We start from the raw sequence: 14,336 nt of genomic DNA, 5'->3' as shown, positions 1-14,336 counted from the left end.
TGGTCACAAACGCTGGAGTTGTCACTTATTCGTCTAATATCTGGAGGGTGAATCCTCTCCAAAACATTCCGGTAAGCACACACACCTGGCCCAATCTGATCGGCGCACTGATCGCGGGTCAAGATCTTGGACAGGATGCAACTCAGTGGGCCATGAACACGATCATGGCCGGAAATGCTACGGATGTGCAGATCGCCGGGTTCCTGGTGGCGCTGCGAGCCAAAGGTGAAACCGTCGCGGAAGTTAACGGACTCGTCGAGGCAATGCTAGAGAACGCCAGGCCGTTGCATGTTCCGGGAGACGCGCTGGATATTGTTGGCACCGGCGGGGACCGCTTAAATACGGTAAATATTTCCACCATGGCCGCCTTGGTGTGCGCCGGCGCCGGGGCTACGGTGGTCAAGCACGGCAACCGTGCTTCTTCCTCAGCGGCAGGGTCAGCTGATGTTCTGGAGAACCTGGGCGTGCGTCTGGATTTGCCGCTGGAGATTCTCACCCGGGCCGCGACAGAGGTGGGAATCACCTTCTGCTTCGCTAATTTCTTCCACCCCTCCATGCGCCACGCCGCAGTTGCCAGGAAGGAAATAGGCGTCCCCACCGCTTTCAACTTCCTAGGCCCGCTTACTAACCCAGCCAGGGTGGTTGCCTCGGCCATTGGTGTGGCGGATGCCCGCATGGCCCCACTCATGGCGGGCGTCCTGGCGGCCCGGAACGTGCGGGCTTTGGTGTTCCGTGGCAGCGATGGCCTGGATGAACTTACCACCACGGGCACCTCCACCATTTGGGAAGTGCGGGAAGGCCAGATCACCGAGAGTCACTTTGAACCCCTTGAGCTGGGCATTCCCCGTGCCACCATCGAGGACCTGCGGGGGAAAGATGCCCCCTTCAATGCCGAGGTGGTGCGCCGCATCCTGGATGGGGAACATTCGCCCGTGCGCGACGCCGTGGTCCTGAACGCGGCGGCAGGGCTGGTGGCGTATAACGTTTCCGGGCTGGGTACGCTGCAGGAACGTATGGCAGCTGGCCTAGCCAAGGCTGAAGCAGCTATTGACAGTGGCGCGGCTGCCACGGTCCTGAGCCGCTGGGTCGCCTTGGGCGGCGAAGCCGAACAGGCCTAGCCCAAGAGAGACTATCCCTGGCGGTTTACAAACATGCCCAATACCCCAGCCTTGGCCGTCCCAAGTCTTAACAGCCCTAATTCCGTGTACTCCCGAGCCCGGGCAGTCCCAAGGCCAGGGACGCCCCGGCTCAGTTCAGGCACTGGCTAGTGAAGGGCTCGCGCGGCTTGTCCGGCTTGTTCCACCAGCGCGGCATCCGTAGCGAAATAGCTGTGATCCTCAGCCAGGGCCGCACCCGTGAGGTGGCCAGGGGGCCTGGTGTTGAGGGTCCGCTTGGCTGAAAGATGCACATCACGCAGACCGGCGTCGTAGAACGCGGCGAAGTCGGAGATTTTCACACCGCCACCTGCCATGATGCTCAATGCTCCTGCCGATGCCTCATGCATGGCTTGCAGCTGTTCCAGCCCGGTTCCTGCGCTGGCGGCCCCACCGGAGCTGAGGATGCGGCAGACGCCCAAGTCAGCCAGATGTGGGACTGCGGCAACGGCGTCGGACAACGAAAGATGGTCCACAGCCCGGTGAAAGGTGATGTGCAATCCATCGGCGGCCGCCACCAATGTCTGGACGCTCTGATAGTCAATGGTGTCAGCCGCTGTGAGGGCCCCAATGACTACTCCGGTGGCACCGCCGTCGCGCATGGCCTTGATCTCCGCAACCATGAGCGCCACAGCAGCCTCGTCGTAGACATAGTCTCCCGGGCGCGGCCGAATGAGGGCGTGAATGGGCAGAGCCGGTTCAGCAGAGCGGACGCTTTGGAGTAGTCCTTGGGAGGGCGTCAGCCCGCCCAGTTGCAGGGCGCAACACAACTCAATGCGGGCCGCTCCATGGGCGGCTGCGAGCTGTGCGCCGGGGACGTCCTGAACAGCAATTTCCAGCTGCATCCCGGGGCTCAGTGGTCGAAGCCGAGGGAGAACGCCGCGTCCAGATCATTCTGGGAGTAGGCGCGGAAGGAAATCTGCGTGGTGGTGGAAACAACCGAATTCACCTTCGAGAGCTTGTCAGCAATAACGTCGGCCAGATCCTCATGCTTTTCTACCCGGGCAATGGCAATAAGGTCCCACTCGCCGGTCACTGAATAAACTTCACTGATTCCGACCAATTCGGAAATTTCCTGGGCAGACTCGGGAATCCGGGTGGCATCAGTTTTAATCAGGACAAATGCGGTGATCACAGGTGTGTTCCCTCTCGTGGGGCTTGTCTTTGCGGCTAAAAGCTTCTAACGATCGTAACTCAATCGTTGCCTGAATCACGCTCGTTTGGCCCGTCGCGTTACGAATGTTGCGAGGAGCCGATGGCCCAGCAGGAATAGTGCCAAGACCAGGGTGGCAACAATGACAAAAGGCAGTTCGGCGGTGTTCCCGGAGAGGATGCGCAAGGCCATACCGCCAGCCACGGTGATCAACCACAGGCACACGCCCTGGGGCCAGATGGCCAGAGGGGCCCGCCACATGCGGCACACAAGCCAGCCTATGGCCAGTGCAGCCAGGAAGGGCCAGGCGGTTTGGAGTACGCCGGCTGCCGTGAGTGATTCGCTGTGGGAGCTTCGGCCAGAGAGGGCGAACAGCACTACCAGCACAAGGTCCGCTATGGCGGCATAGATGAGGGTTCTGGAACTTTGTTTGGAATTCGTTTGCGTCACTCGGCCAAGTTTAGTCGAAAAAAGTTCTGCGCCAGCGGTCCCCAAGAGAGGTTTGCACACCCCGTTTGCAGCAGGATGGATAATACCTCGGGGCAGGCATTGTTGCGCCGGGCGTGTTTCCTTGAGTATTTTCGAGGGGCCTTGGCCACTGACTGCTTTGAGTTGGATGGACGCAGGTGCCCAACGCGTTTTTGTCGCCCTGATGAGAGGAAAGAAAATTGACAGGGCAGCACTTCAAGCCGCCTACGACACGGCTCTGTTGCGCGGCTGCACTGAGAGCCACTCTGTGCGGCACGGCTGGCCTTGTCAGAGTGGATCACTGCTGCCGGTTCAGAGCTGCCTGGCTTGGGTAACGTGCAAGGCGGTCCTGGAAAACCTGGCGGGGCGTTGCTCTGACTCGGTGTTAGCCCACCGGCTGGTCCGCCGCACTAGAACCCACCAGTTCACTTCCCTGTGTGGTGTCCGGTCCATACTCCCAAACCAACAAAGCGGCCCCAACCGTCATGGCTGGGGCCGCTTTGTTGGTGCAATGGGAGAGGTCCGGGGTGAAGCCTTAGCGTCCCTTGACGGTGATTCCGTTGCGCGTCATTGACTCGGCATAGGCCTTGGCGGATTCCAGCAGCCACTGCTCCTGACGCTCCGCGGAGCCAGCGAAGCTACGGCCGGATAGTGAGCGGACCTTGTAAATTCCAAAACCGCGCTTGTACAGCATGGGGCCCTGAGCCTTCAACAACTGATCCGCCAACCGGTGCGCTTCGGTGCCGTGGGCAACCAAAGCTGAGGCGCGCGGTACAAGTGTGAGGAATTTTACGAGCGGGCGCAGGCCCTGCTCAATCTGGGGTGCCGTGAGGCGGCCATTGGCTTCGCCCGGGGTGAACCAAGGGTGGACGTTCCACGGCATGACGTAGCTGGGGCGCAGGCCCAGCTGCCAGTGGATGCCCAGAAGCCGTGTGGCTGCCTGCTCATCTCCTGCTGTGACGAACCCGGAGGAGTCCAATTCGCCAACGTTTGAGAACAGGCTGATGATCTTGCACTCGTCCACGTCGTGAACGGGGTCCACGTAGGCCACTTGCTGCTCGGGCCGCGCTTCGGCCAGCGAGTCGCAAAGTTCGGTGATGGGAGCAATGTTCTCGTCATAACGGCGATTCCAGAGCTGTTCACGCGGTGATTCAGTGGCCACGGATGTCATTGAGGCTTAGTTCTCCTTAGAGGGAATGGGAGTGGTTGCGGCAGCTTTCGTTAAGAGAGCAGGGCCGACTTCCCAGCCTATCAATTATTTCCGGGCAACAGGGCATCGCGGGTCTGTGCTAAGGAGATGGAAAATTCCCCAATTGTGAGAAATGCAACAGCTTCAAAGAGGCCCCAAACCTGCCCCCGGACAGTTTTTTAGGGCCACTGGATGTTTCCCTCCGGGAGCGTCAGCGGGCGCTTCTGCGACGCTCTCGCCGAGTGGCACACTCAGGGTTGACGCCGCCGGGCGCGTACCGCGGACACAACAAGGGCACCGGCGCCGATTCCGGCGAGCCACAGCAGAGTGCGGGCCTCGGCAGTTTTACTCACCGGAGGCTCCGCATCTGTGCTTAGTTCGGTACGTAGTTGGCGGCCCTCGGTGAGAAGCTGATGTTCTTTGATTTGTTTCTTGGCGCTGGCGGAAATATCGCGCGGGGGCAGCTGAAGTTGTGATTCCGCTTTGATCCCTGTTTGGAGTTCACGCACGCGTTCAAGTTCTGCGTCTACCTCGGCCCCGAACAGCAGCATCAGGTTCATAATCCACATCCAGAGCAGCAGCACGATCATGCCAGCAATGGTTCCGTAGGTTTTGTTGTAGTGCGAGAAGTTTGCCACGTACAGGCCAAACGCTGCTGAAGACACAATTACGGCCACCAACGCGACGGTAGCACCAATACTAATCCAGCGGAATTTTGGCTGACGCACATTAGGGGTGAAGTAGTACAAGATGGCAATCAGCACCACTGCCAAGATACCCACCACGGGCCACTTGGCGATAGACCAGACCGTGAGAGCGGCAGGTCCGATTCCGAACACCTCACCCACAGCCTGTGCTACGGGCCCAGAGACTAAGACCATTAGGGCCATGATGGCCACTAAGAGAACTACGGCCAGTGTCACTAGTAGCAGGACTGGGCGCAGTTTCCAGATGGGCCGCCCCTCATCCATGCCATAAATCCTGTTCATGGCCCGGCTAAAGGCGCCAACATAACCCGAGGCGGACCATAGAGCCGTGATAATTCCCAGAGCTAGGGTCAACCCGGCAGCGGGGGAACTTGTCAGCTGCTCTACTGGCTGCCGGATGGCTTCAACAGTATCGGGGCCAGCAGCGCGGCTCACCATATCGAGCAGAAGTGCGGAGGTCTGTTCTGCCTGACCCACTAGACCCATGATCGAGGTCAGGGCCAGAAGCGCCGGGAAAAGGGAGAGCACGCCGAAGTAGGTCAGTGATGCTGCTAGATCCGTGCAGCCATCTGCGCTGAACTTGGCCAATGAACGCCGCCCGGCGTACTTCCATGACTTTGCTGGCAGTTGGGCGGGGGTGTCCGGTTTGCGGTCGTCGTCAGGGGCTGGAGCGCCGGCTTTAGCCACGGCTGCTCCGGACGTGACGAGGCCCGGCGCTGTGGCCGGGCCTCGTTGATTTAATATCACGGTTCAGAAGCTCCTAGGCGGCTGTCTTGCTGCGTCCGGTGATAGCACCGTAAATCCCGGCAACCACCAAACCACCCACAATGGCCAGAATCCAGGACCAGATATTGAAGAAGCCCATTTCACCCTTGTTAAAGAGAGCGTCACCGATCCAGCCGCCCACCACGGCGCCCACCACGCCAAGGATCAAGCTCGTGACCCAGCCGCCGCCTACCTTGCCGGGCATGATGGCCTTGACGATAGCCCCGACAATGAGGCCCAAAATAATCCATCCGATAAAACCCATGACGGCTCTCCTTATAGTGCATTAGTAGTGAAAGTGCTGCTATTCGTAGGGCAATAAGTCCAAGTAGTTTACTGTAAGTTATTTCCTACAAGGTCAGTGATTCCACGCTAACGAGCCTCACGCCATGAGTCCAGCACCCACGGGTAAATGTTTGAAGAATTCTCTCTGCAAGCGGCAAGATGGAACCATGCCGAACAACGAGTGCACCACCACGGCCGAATCACCGGGCCCTGTCCAGCAACCATGGGTAGCGAACTATCAGGCGGGTGTTCCGGCAGAGATTCAGATGCCCACGGAATCTCTGGTGGATATGTTTGAACGCTCTGTGCAGGAAGCTGGAGACAGCCCGGCCATGGAATTCTTTGGCCGCCGCACCACCTACCGCCAGCTAGGGCAGCAGGTAGCCCGAGCCGCGGGCGGGCTGAGCCGGCTTGGAGTCCGGGCGGGGGACCGGGTGGCGTTGGTGCTGCCAAACTGCCCCCAGCACGTGGTTTCCTTCTACGCGGTGTTGAGCTTGGGCGCTGTGGTGGTGGAGCACAATCCGCTGTACACCTCGGAGGAACTCCTACACCAATTCCAGGATCACGGTGCCCGGATTGCTATTGTCTGGGACAAGGCCATATCCGCCGTGGCGAGTTTCCCCGACGGGATGGTTCCGGAGCGGATCATTTCGGTGAATCTGCTGACGGAATTTCCCACCGTCAAACGCCTGGCTCTGTCCTTGCCGTTGCGGAAAATGCGAACCTCCCGCGAGGCATTGTCAGGGCCCGCCCCAGGGACCATGCCGTGGCGCGAACTCCTAGCCGGTGAGGCTCTTGGGGCCTCGGCCACCCGGCCCGGCGTGGCGGACCTGGCGGTTATTGGCTACACCTCCGGCACCACCGGCCGGCCCAAGGGTGCCATGCTCACCCACCGCAACCTCTACGCCAATGCGCTGCAGGGCGAGGCCTGGATGCAAGGTGCGCAATTGCGCAATGAGGTCCTCTACGCCGTGCTGCCCATGTTTCATGCCTTCGGCATGACCCTCTACCTCACCTTCGGTATCCGCAAACAGGGCCTGCTTGTTCTCTTCCCCAAATTCGAGACGGATCTAGTGATCTCCGCCATGAAGAAGACTCCTGCCACCGTCTACTGCGCCGTGCCGCCCATTTACGAGCGCACCGCAGTGGCCGCCCAAGAACAAGGGGTGTCACTGCGGTCCATCAGATTCGCCATCTCCGGGGCCATGAGCTTGCCCGAACACGTGGTGGAGCTCTGGGAGTCAGTCTCCGGAGGGCTCCTTGTTGAGGGGTATGGCATGACCGAGTCCTCACCTGTGGCGCTGGGAAATCCGTTCGCCTCAACGCGGCGAACAGGGACCATTGGCGTTCCCTTCCCATCAACGTTGATGAAGGTTGTGGACATTGAGGATCCCTCCCGCGAGGTCACTGCGGGCGAGCCGGGAGAACTGCTGCTCAAAGGCCCGCAGGTATTTCCGGGCTACTGGAACAATCCGGAGGAAACCGCAAAAACTCTGACCGACGGCGGTTGGCTGCGTACCGGGGACATTGTCACGGTTGATCCGGAAGGATTCACCACCATAGTTGACCGCGCCAAGGAGCTGATCATCACGGGCGGATTCAACGTCTCTCCCTCCGAGGTGGAGCAGGTGCTGCGCCGGCACGAGTCCGTCCTTGAGGCTGCCGTGTTCGGTGCGAACTCCCCAAGGGGCGGGGAGATGGTAGTGGCAGCCGTCCAATTGGAAGCCGGGACTGTGTTGGACGAGCCCGGCCTGCGCGCCTTTTGCAAGGAATACCTGGCCCGGTACAAGGTGCCCGTGCGGATCATTGAAGTGCCGGACATGCCACGCTCCATGCTGGGCAAGATCCTGCGCAAACAAGTCAAGGAAGCCTCGGAAAAATCCCTGTAGCACTCGCCGGAATTCAGGGCCTCAGGAAGCGCGCCCACATCAGGGAAGTTCAAGCGAAGTAAAAAAATTCTCTGGTGCCCCCCTACCCCTGATAACTACACTGGATGAGGATAGGCACACGCTGGCAAGAAGGAAGTACTCACCATGTTTGAAAAGAGCAGCGCCTTCAGTGGATTCTCAGTCGATGATATTGCTGTGGCACGTTCATTTTATGGCGGAACTCTGGGGCTGGTGGTCAGCGAGGAGAACGGGATGCTTTCATTGCATCCGCCCGGCGGGTCAAAGATTATTCTCTATCCCAAGGGTGCCGCGCATCAGCCAGCATCCTTCACTGTTTTGAACTTTCCTGTTCCCGAGATCGAAGGCGCCGTGGAGGCGTTGGTGCGGGCCGGTGTGGAACTTGAACACTACGCGGGCACCCCGATGGAGACGGATTCTGCGGGGATTTTCCGCAAGGGCGGGCCCTTGATTGCCTGGTTTAGGGATCCTGCAGGAAACGTGCTCAGCGTCATTCAAGAGTGAAGGCGTCCTTGCCGCAGCGGGGGGCACGGCTGACCGGAATGCGGACAATGCGGCTTTGGCCACCCGCCCTTGTGTGAAGATGGAATGTATGCGCCCCATGCAACATTCTTCAAAACTAGCCAATGTCCGGTACGAACTTCGCGGTCCCATCCTGCACGCCGCCCAGAAAATGGAGGCGGAGGGGCACCGGATCCTGCGCATGAATTTAGGCGATACGGCCCCGTTTGGCCTTGAGGCGCCGGAATCCATTGTTGTGGACATGATCCACCACCTCCGCGGGGCACAGGGCTACAGCGATTCCAAGGGCATCTTCTCGGCCCGGACCGCTATCTCCCAGTACTACCAAACCAAGGGTCTGATGAAGATCGGTGTGGATGATATCTTCGTGGGAAATGGTGTCAGCGAACTTATTTCAATGACGCTGCAGGCGTTTTTGGAAAACGGTGACGAGGTCCTTATCCCAGCACCGGACTATCCACTGTGGACCGCTACCGTCACACTCACCGGGGGTGTGCCCGTGCATTACCTCTGTGATGAGGAGATGGCGTGGTGGCCTGATATGGCCGATGTTGAGGCGAAAATTACGCCGAAAACCCGGGCCATTGTCATCATTAACCCCAATAACCCCACAGGTGCGGTGTATCCGCGGCACATCCTGGAAAAGTTCATGGAGCTGGCCCGTGAGCATGATTTGGTGATCTTCTCGGATGAGATCTACGAGAAGATCCTGTACGACGGCCGCAGCCACATTCACATGGCCTCGCTAGCCGAAGACGTGTGTGTGCTCACGTTCAGTGGCCTCTCCAAGGCGTACCGTATGCCAGGCTACCGGGCGGGCTGGGTGGCACTTTCCGGTCCCCGCTCCGCCATGGCTGGATTCAAGGAGGCACTGGAACTCATTGCCTCCTTGCGCCTGTGCTCGAACGTGCCGGCCCAGCATGCCATTCAAACCTCACTGGGCGGCTACCAGAGCATCAACGACCTCACAAAGCCCGGTGGACGCCTACATGAACAGCGGGACAGGGCCTCGGAGCTCCTGAACGCGCTGCCCGGTGTCTCCTGCGTCCCGGCAGCGGGGGCCATGTACTTGTTCGTCAAGCTCGATCCGGCGATCTACCCCATTGACTCGGATGAGAAATTTGTGATCGATCTGCTGCAGGATCAGAAAATCTTGGTCAGCCACGGCACCGCGTTCCACTGGCCCACCCCTGACCACTTCCGCTTCGTCATCCTGCCTTCCGTGGGTGACATTGAAGAAGCCATCCGGCGAATTAGCAGTTTTCTGGCCGTCTACCGGAGCAAAGCCGCACTCATGGCCAGGCAGGCCTGAGTTTCGGCCTCACTAGCCGCGCCGCCACTAGCCGCGGCGGGAATAGTTTGAGTGGCACAACAGTTCCCCACTTAGATGCAAACGCATCTTTCTTTGAGATTGGACGGAACCCCCTTGGCTACGAACACTTCCTCACCCCGGCACATCGAACTGGGGTTGGACACTTTCGGTGACATCACCCTAGACGCCACGGGAGCGCCCAAGAGCGCCGCGCACGTGATTCGCGACGTCGTAGAACAAGCCGTCTTGGCTGACACCTTGGGCCTTGACTACTTTGGCGTGGGAGAGCATCACCGTGACGATTACGCCATTTCCGCCCCAGATATGGTGCTGGCAGCCATTGCCGGGCAGACACAGCGCATCCGCTTGGGCTCGGCCGTCACGGTACTGAGCTCCGATGACCCCATCCGCGTGTATCAGCGCTTTTCCACGCTCGACGCCGTTTCCTCCGGCCGCGCGGAGGTGATCCTTGGGCGGGGGTCCTTCACGGAATCCTTCCCGCTCTTCGGCCTTGATTTGGCCAATTATGAGGAGCTCTTCGAGGAAAAACTTGAATTGTTCACCGAACTGCTCAAGGAAAAACCCGTCAGTTGGAGCGGTAATCTACGCCCGGCACTTCACCAGCAGAGCGTGTACCCGGCCATGGAGTCCGGCACGCTGAAGACCTGGATTGCCGTGGGTGGCAGCCCCCAATCGGTGGTGCGGGCCGCCCACTACGGCTTGCCGCTCATGCTGGCCATCATTGGGGGAGAGCCTGCGCAGTTTGCACCCTTTGCCGAGCTCTATCACCGGGCATTGAAGGAATTCGGCCAGCCCGGCCAGCCCATTGGCGTCCATTCACCAGGCCATATTGCCGCAACGGACCAGGAAGCTATGGATGAGCTCTGGCCCCACTATGCCATCATGCACAACCGTATTGGCAAGGACCGGGGATGGCCAGCCCTGACCCGTGCAGAATTTGATGCCACGGCCGGACCCAACGGCGCACTCGTGGTGGGTTCACCCGAAACTGTGGCGAAAAAGATCACCCGGGTAGCGAAGACACTGGGACTCTCGCGGTTTGATCTGAAATACTCTCACGGCACGCTGCCGCACGCGTCCCTGATGAAAAGCATTGAGCTCTACGCCACTGAGGTTGCCCCGCGCGTGCGGGCCAACCTCAGCCAAGAGTAGCCAAGACTGGCCAGGGAACTTTCTGCCCTCAGCTCGGGTTGGCGCGTGGACGCAGCCTGACCGTAGGCAGCGCCGGAGCTGGCAGAGGGGCATCACGCTGGCCGGTGGGCAGGGTGAAAGTAAACTGCGCACCGCCTGGTTCCTGCCCTATCACGGCTTGCCAGGCAGCCCGGAACGCCACGATCTCCTCGTGAGTTCGGCCCACAAAGTTCCACCACATCAGGATGGACTCGTTGAGGGGCTCGCCTCCTATGAAGAGCAGCCGGACAGGGGCGTGGCCTGCAACCAGGTGCACCGTGTCATGTCCCAGCCCCAAGTAGGCCAGCTCGTTGCTGGCAACCGTGGTGCCGGCAATGCTCGGGGATCCAGTATCAACAAGGAATCCATGTTCAAAGCCTGGGGCCAGATCAAGTGTCAGCGCGGCGCCGGCGTCGAGCCTGATCTCGGCACCCACCATGGGCGTGAATGTCTCAACGGGGGAGTGCTCGCCCAGTGCTGAGCCCAGGAAGACACTGATGACCACTCCGGGTAGTTGCCGTGGAACTGGCCGGTAATGCTCAAATTTGGGCCAGGTAAAGCGTGCGGCGTCCGGCAGCGCCGCCCACAGTTGAACCCCATGCAAGGTGTGGGTGGTGGGCGTTGAATACTCCGAGTGGCTGATGCCACGGCCGGCGGTCATTAAGTTCAGCTCCCCGGGCCGGATCAAGGTGTGATTGCCGGCGCTGTCGGCGTGCAGGATTTCTCCGCTAAAGAGCCAGCTAAGGGTAGCCAGCCCGGTGTGAGGATGTGGCGGGACTGCCATGGGCGGGTTGTTTTTTATATGATGGGGACCATAGTGATCAACAAAACACCACGCCCCAATGAGGGAGCGGCCTCGTTGTGGCAGAGTTCGCCGCACGGTCATGGCACGGGGGCCGCCCAGGGGCACCAGGCGCGGCGCTAAGATTTGCACGCCCGCCACCAAAGGCCCGGGATCACTGGGGCAAAGCAGCTCATCTGGGCTAGTTTCAAGGTTACTCATTGCAGGGGTCCTTCCAGAAAACGGGCCAAGGTCACGGTGTTGCGGATAGCGAGCACCTCGGCTCAGGCGGCTCTTGGACCAATGCTAGTGCGCGCTCTTAGTGCCGGGGTTAACCCCGTGTTCACCTTCCGTTAACCTGCTGCTTGGGTTCTGGGCACCAAGCGTGGGAAAATCATCGTAGGATCGTAGCGGTTGGGTTCACCAGCGCTGTCTCATGTCATGGGCGGTGGCACAAAGTTTCCTGCTCAATAATTCTTGTAGTCTCGCCTTTGCCCCCTCAAGATTGGATCGCGGGTGGATCTCACCTTCATGGTCGTGCTAGTCATAGCACTGGCCCTCTTCTTTGATTTTACGAATGGCTTTCACGACACAGCCAACGCCATGGCAACTCCCATTGCCACCGGCGCCATCAAACCCAAGACTGCTGTGGCCCTGGCCGCAATCTTGAACCTGGTGGGTGCTTTCCTCTCCACCGAGGTGGCCAAGACCATCTCCGGCGGCATCATCAATGAGGGCGGGCCCAACGGTGTCGCCATCACCCCGGAGATGATCTTCGCCGGGCTCATGGGTGCCGTGCTGTGGAACTTGTTCACCTGGTTGCTGGGCCTGCCCTCTAGCTCGTCCCACGCACTGTTCGGTGGGCTTATCGGAGCCGCGATCGTCGGTACCTGGTCATTCGGTGCAGTGAACTTCATGGTGGTTATCTCCAAGGTGCTCCTGCCGGCCATCCTGGCGCCGGCCATTGCCGGCCTGGTCGCCTACCTGTGTACGCGGCTGGCGTACGGTATTACCCGCCGTTCCGACCCGGACTCCGGAGACAAGCTGACTCAGAAACGTGGCGGTTTCCGCCGCGGACAGGTCTTCAGTTCCTCCCTCGTGGCACTGGCTCACGGCACCAATGACGCCCAGAAGACCATGGGTGTAATCACCTTGGTACTGGTGGCATCGGGCTTGCAAACAGCAGGAACAGGTCCGCACCTCTGGGTCATCACGGCCTGTGCCATTGCGATTGCCGGTGGTACGTATGCCGGCGGCTGGCGCATCATCCGCACGCTCGGCTCCGGCCTGACAGACGTTAAGCCCGCCCAGGGTTTCGCCGCTGAAACCAGCACGGCAGCCGCCATTTTGGCCTCCAGCCACCTTGGCTTCGCTCTCTCCACCACGCACGTGGCCTCCGGCTCCGTGATTGGCTCCGGACTGGGCCGCAAGGGTGCCACAGTACGCTGGGGCGCCATTGGCAAGATTGGTATTGCCTGGCTCCTGACCCTACCTTCGGCGGCCATTGTGGGTGGCCTTGCCGCCCTGCTGATCCGCACCGGCACAGTAGGCCTGGTCATCGTGGCAATCTTGGGACTGGGCGCCATCTTGTTCATGTTCTACAGGTCACAGCGTGAAGTGGTTGACCACAACAACGCCATCAGTGACGTTGACGCCGTGGGTGAAGCGCTGAACATCCCCAGCAAGAAGGAGCGCGAGAAGTTGGCCGCCAAGGCCCGTGCCGCACAGAAGGTGGCCGAAAAGGCAGCCAGGCGTGCTGCCGAGACCGCCGCCGTCCGCGCCGACGCGCAAACGGCCCTGGACCGTGCCGATACGGCTGTCTTGAAGGCCATGACCAAGGCTGCCGCGCAGGCGGAAGCTCCCAAGGACAAGGCAAAGATTGACGCTAAGAAGGGCAACAAATGATTGACTGGTTTGGATTCGTCATTGTCGCCATCGTCACCTTGGTTGGCGCCGTATTTGTCGTCACCATGTACTCCCTGGGCGTGCGGCTGGATGCTGTCAGTGATGATCCGGAAGCAAACTCCCCGGGCGCTGCCAAATTTGGTTCCTACGTCTGCTTCGGGTTCAGCATCCTGGCTGTGGTGGCCGGAATAGTGCTGATTGTGCCGCCGTTTTACAAGGCCGCCATGCACGTATTTGGCGTGGAAGTCTAAGCCCGCCTCACCATTGAAGAACGACGCCGGGCACTCACCTTTTGCATACTGCGGAAGGCGGGTGCCCGGCGTCGTAAGTTAAAGGCTTCCAAGGCTCAACGGAGCGTTCCGGCGGTGCGGATTGGTACGGGTTGGTGGGGGCTAGTTTGAGAGGATCATGTTGGTGATGCGGCAGGTGGATAAGCGCTGGCCAGCGTCATTTCTCATAACAACCTCGTGGGTGGTGAGGGTGCGGCCCAGGTGGATGGGCGTGGCGGTGCCGGTGACCAGGCCCGTGCTGGCGGCCCGGTGGTGTGTGGCATTGATCTCAATACCCACCACCTTGCTGCCGGGACCAGCGTGAAAAGCAGCAGCAAAGGAACCCAACGTTTCGGCCAAAACCACGTGAGCTCCGCCATGGAGCACACCCGTCACTTGAGTGTTTGACTCAACAGGCATGGTGGCAACCATGGATTCGGCGCTCATCTCGGTGAACACGATTCCCATCTTGGTGACCAAGGCGCCCACGCCGTGCTTTCCGAGCATGGCGTGAATTTCGGTGGGGATTCCTGCGGCGAGGAGTTCTTCGGTCAGGGGATGCGGTGTGAATTTATCGCTCATGATGACTAGGCTGGCACCTGTGAGTGATTCTGCCAAGACGGCCCCCCAGTCCACTGTTGCAACCAGCCCGGTTTCAGCGCCAGCCACAGCGCCCGCTACAGCCCCTGCTACCGGGCTTCCCAGCGGGGAAACCCCGCGCCTGCTGG

Annotated in this window: 15 protein-coding genes; 7 read left to right on the top strand and 8 right to left on the bottom strand. The window is 60.1% G+C overall.

Going from position 1 to position 14,336, the window contains the following annotated elements:
• Nucleotides 1-47: 47 nt before the first annotated feature.
• On the top strand, nt 48-1,118 hold the full coding sequence (gene trpD, locus ABIB48_RS03270) for an anthranilate phosphoribosyltransferase (RefSeq protein WP_354211964.1): 1,071 nt from the start codon (nt 48-50) through the stop codon (nt 1,116-1,118).
• Nucleotides 1,119-1,264: 146 nt separating this feature from the next.
• Here trpD and ABIB48_RS03265 read toward each other — a convergent pair whose 3' ends face one another.
• The 6 genes from ABIB48_RS03265 to ABIB48_RS03240 form a co-directional block, all read right to left on the bottom strand.
• Entirely contained in the window at nt 1,265-1,999 is a 735-nt protein-coding gene (locus ABIB48_RS03265) for a copper homeostasis protein CutC (RefSeq protein WP_110106471.1), read from the bottom strand.
• A gap of 8 nt (nt 2,000-2,007) precedes the next feature.
• Nucleotides 2,008-2,289 (bottom strand): Lrp/AsnC family transcriptional regulator, encoded by a 282-nt coding sequence (locus ABIB48_RS03260; RefSeq protein ID WP_354211962.1) that lies wholly within the window; start codon nt 2,287-2,289, stop codon nt 2,008-2,010.
• Nucleotides 2,290-2,364: 75 nt separating this feature from the next.
• Nucleotides 2,365-2,757, bottom strand: a complete 393-nt coding sequence (locus ABIB48_RS03255; protein WP_354211960.1) for a DUF3054 domain-containing protein — start codon at nt 2,755-2,757, stop codon at nt 2,365-2,367.
• Nucleotides 2,758-3,310: 553 nt separating this feature from the next.
• Nucleotides 3,311-3,946, bottom strand: a complete 636-nt coding sequence (locus ABIB48_RS03250; RefSeq protein ID WP_110106473.1) for a uracil-DNA glycosylase family protein — start codon at nt 3,944-3,946, stop codon at nt 3,311-3,313.
• 269 nt (nt 3,947-4,215) lie between these two features.
• Entirely contained in the window at nt 4,216-5,418 is a 1,203-nt protein-coding gene (locus ABIB48_RS03245; RefSeq protein ID WP_354211958.1) for a YihY/virulence factor BrkB family protein, read from the bottom strand.
• A gap of 13 nt (nt 5,419-5,431) precedes the next feature.
• Entirely contained in the window at nt 5,432-5,701 is a 270-nt protein-coding gene (locus ABIB48_RS03240) for a GlsB/YeaQ/YmgE family stress response membrane protein (protein ID WP_110106474.1), read from the bottom strand.
• Nucleotides 5,702-5,888: 187 nt separating this feature from the next.
• Here ABIB48_RS03240 and ABIB48_RS03235 point away from each other — a divergent pair, with 187 nt between their 5' ends.
• From ABIB48_RS03235 to ABIB48_RS03220, 4 genes are all read left to right on the top strand, one after another.
• Nucleotides 5,889-7,610, top strand: a complete 1,722-nt coding sequence (locus ABIB48_RS03235; protein ID WP_315913715.1) for a long-chain-fatty-acid--CoA ligase — start codon at nt 5,889-5,891, stop codon at nt 7,608-7,610.
• A 144-nt stretch (nt 7,611-7,754) separates the two neighbouring features.
• Complete coding sequence (locus ABIB48_RS03230; RefSeq protein WP_315913716.1) at nt 7,755-8,132, top strand: VOC family protein; 378 nt, start codon at nt 7,755-7,757, stop codon at nt 8,130-8,132.
• An 88-nt stretch (nt 8,133-8,220) separates the two neighbouring features.
• Nucleotides 8,221-9,462 (top strand): pyridoxal phosphate-dependent aminotransferase, encoded by a 1,242-nt coding sequence (locus tag ABIB48_RS03225; protein WP_354211955.1) that lies wholly within the window; start codon nt 8,221-8,223, stop codon nt 9,460-9,462.
• Between the two features lie 114 nt (nt 9,463-9,576).
• Nucleotides 9,577-10,635, top strand: coding sequence for an LLM class flavin-dependent oxidoreductase (locus ABIB48_RS03220; RefSeq protein WP_245932201.1), 1,059 nt, complete (start codon nt 9,577-9,579; stop codon nt 10,633-10,635).
• 28 nt (nt 10,636-10,663) lie between these two features.
• Here the strand turns inward: ABIB48_RS03220 and ABIB48_RS03215 are convergent, their stop codons facing one another.
• A complete protein-coding gene (locus ABIB48_RS03215) occupies nt 10,664-11,539 on the bottom strand; it encodes a pirin family protein (RefSeq protein ID WP_306457054.1) in 876 nt (291 codons plus the stop codon).
• A gap of 411 nt (nt 11,540-11,950) precedes the next feature.
• Between ABIB48_RS03215 and ABIB48_RS03210 the strand changes: the two genes are divergently transcribed.
• Nucleotides 11,951-13,339 carry an inorganic phosphate transporter gene (locus tag ABIB48_RS03210; protein WP_110106480.1) on the top strand — a complete coding sequence of 463 codons (1,389 nt, stop codon included), beginning with the start codon at nt 11,951-11,953 and terminating at the stop codon, nt 13,337-13,339.
• The gene (locus ABIB48_RS03205; RefSeq protein WP_110106481.1) at nt 13,336-13,590 is read left to right on the top strand and encodes a hypothetical protein; all 255 of its coding nucleotides are present in this window, start codon (nt 13,336-13,338) and stop codon (nt 13,588-13,590) included. The genes ABIB48_RS03210 and ABIB48_RS03205 overlap by 4 nt, the downstream gene beginning before the upstream one ends.
• 141 nt (nt 13,591-13,731) lie before the next feature.
• Here the strand turns inward: ABIB48_RS03205 and ABIB48_RS03200 are convergent, their stop codons facing one another.
• Nucleotides 13,732-14,190 (bottom strand): hotdog fold thioesterase, encoded by a 459-nt coding sequence (locus ABIB48_RS03200; protein WP_315913719.1) that lies wholly within the window; start codon nt 14,188-14,190, stop codon nt 13,732-13,734.
• Nucleotides 14,191-14,336 lie beyond the last annotated feature (146 nt).

This window comes from Arthrobacter sp. UYCu511 (assembly GCF_040547105.1).
GTDB lineage: Bacteria > Actinomycetota > Actinomycetes > Actinomycetales > Micrococcaceae > Specibacter > Specibacter psychrochitiniphilus.
The sequence above is the reverse complement of the archived record's forward strand: the minus strand, read 5'-3'. Positions and strand labels throughout refer to the sequence as shown.

What these genes read in the sequence shown, in the direction of transcription:
- ABIB48_RS03215 (WP_306457054.1), bottom strand. Translation starts at nt 11,539, where the DNA reads ATGACCGTGCGGCGAACTCTGCCACAACGAGGCCGCTCCCTCATTGGG.
- ABIB48_RS03265 (WP_110106471.1), bottom strand. Translation starts at nt 1,999, where the DNA reads ATGCAGCTGGAAATTGCTGTTCAGGACGTCCCCGGCGCACAGCTCGCA.
- ABIB48_RS03200 (WP_315913719.1), bottom strand. Translation starts at nt 14,190, where the DNA reads ATGAGCGATAAATTCACACCGCATCCCCTGACCGAAGAACTCCTCGCC.
- ABIB48_RS03205 (WP_110106481.1), top strand. Translation starts at nt 13,336, where the DNA reads ATGATTGACTGGTTTGGATTCGTCATTGTCGCCATCGTCACCTTGGTT.
- ABIB48_RS03230 (WP_315913716.1), top strand. Translation starts at nt 7,755, where the DNA reads ATGTTTGAAAAGAGCAGCGCCTTCAGTGGATTCTCAGTCGATGATATT.
- ABIB48_RS03235 (WP_315913715.1), top strand. Translation starts at nt 5,889, where the DNA reads ATGCCGAACAACGAGTGCACCACCACGGCCGAATCACCGGGCCCTGTC.
- ABIB48_RS03250 (WP_110106473.1), bottom strand. Translation starts at nt 3,946, where the DNA reads ATGACATCCGTGGCCACTGAATCACCGCGTGAACAGCTCTGGAATCGC.
- ABIB48_RS03225 (WP_354211955.1), top strand. Translation starts at nt 8,221, where the DNA reads ATGCGCCCCATGCAACATTCTTCAAAACTAGCCAATGTCCGGTACGAA.
- ABIB48_RS03240 (WP_110106474.1), bottom strand. Translation starts at nt 5,701, where the DNA reads ATGGGTTTTATCGGATGGATTATTTTGGGCCTCATTGTCGGGGCTATC.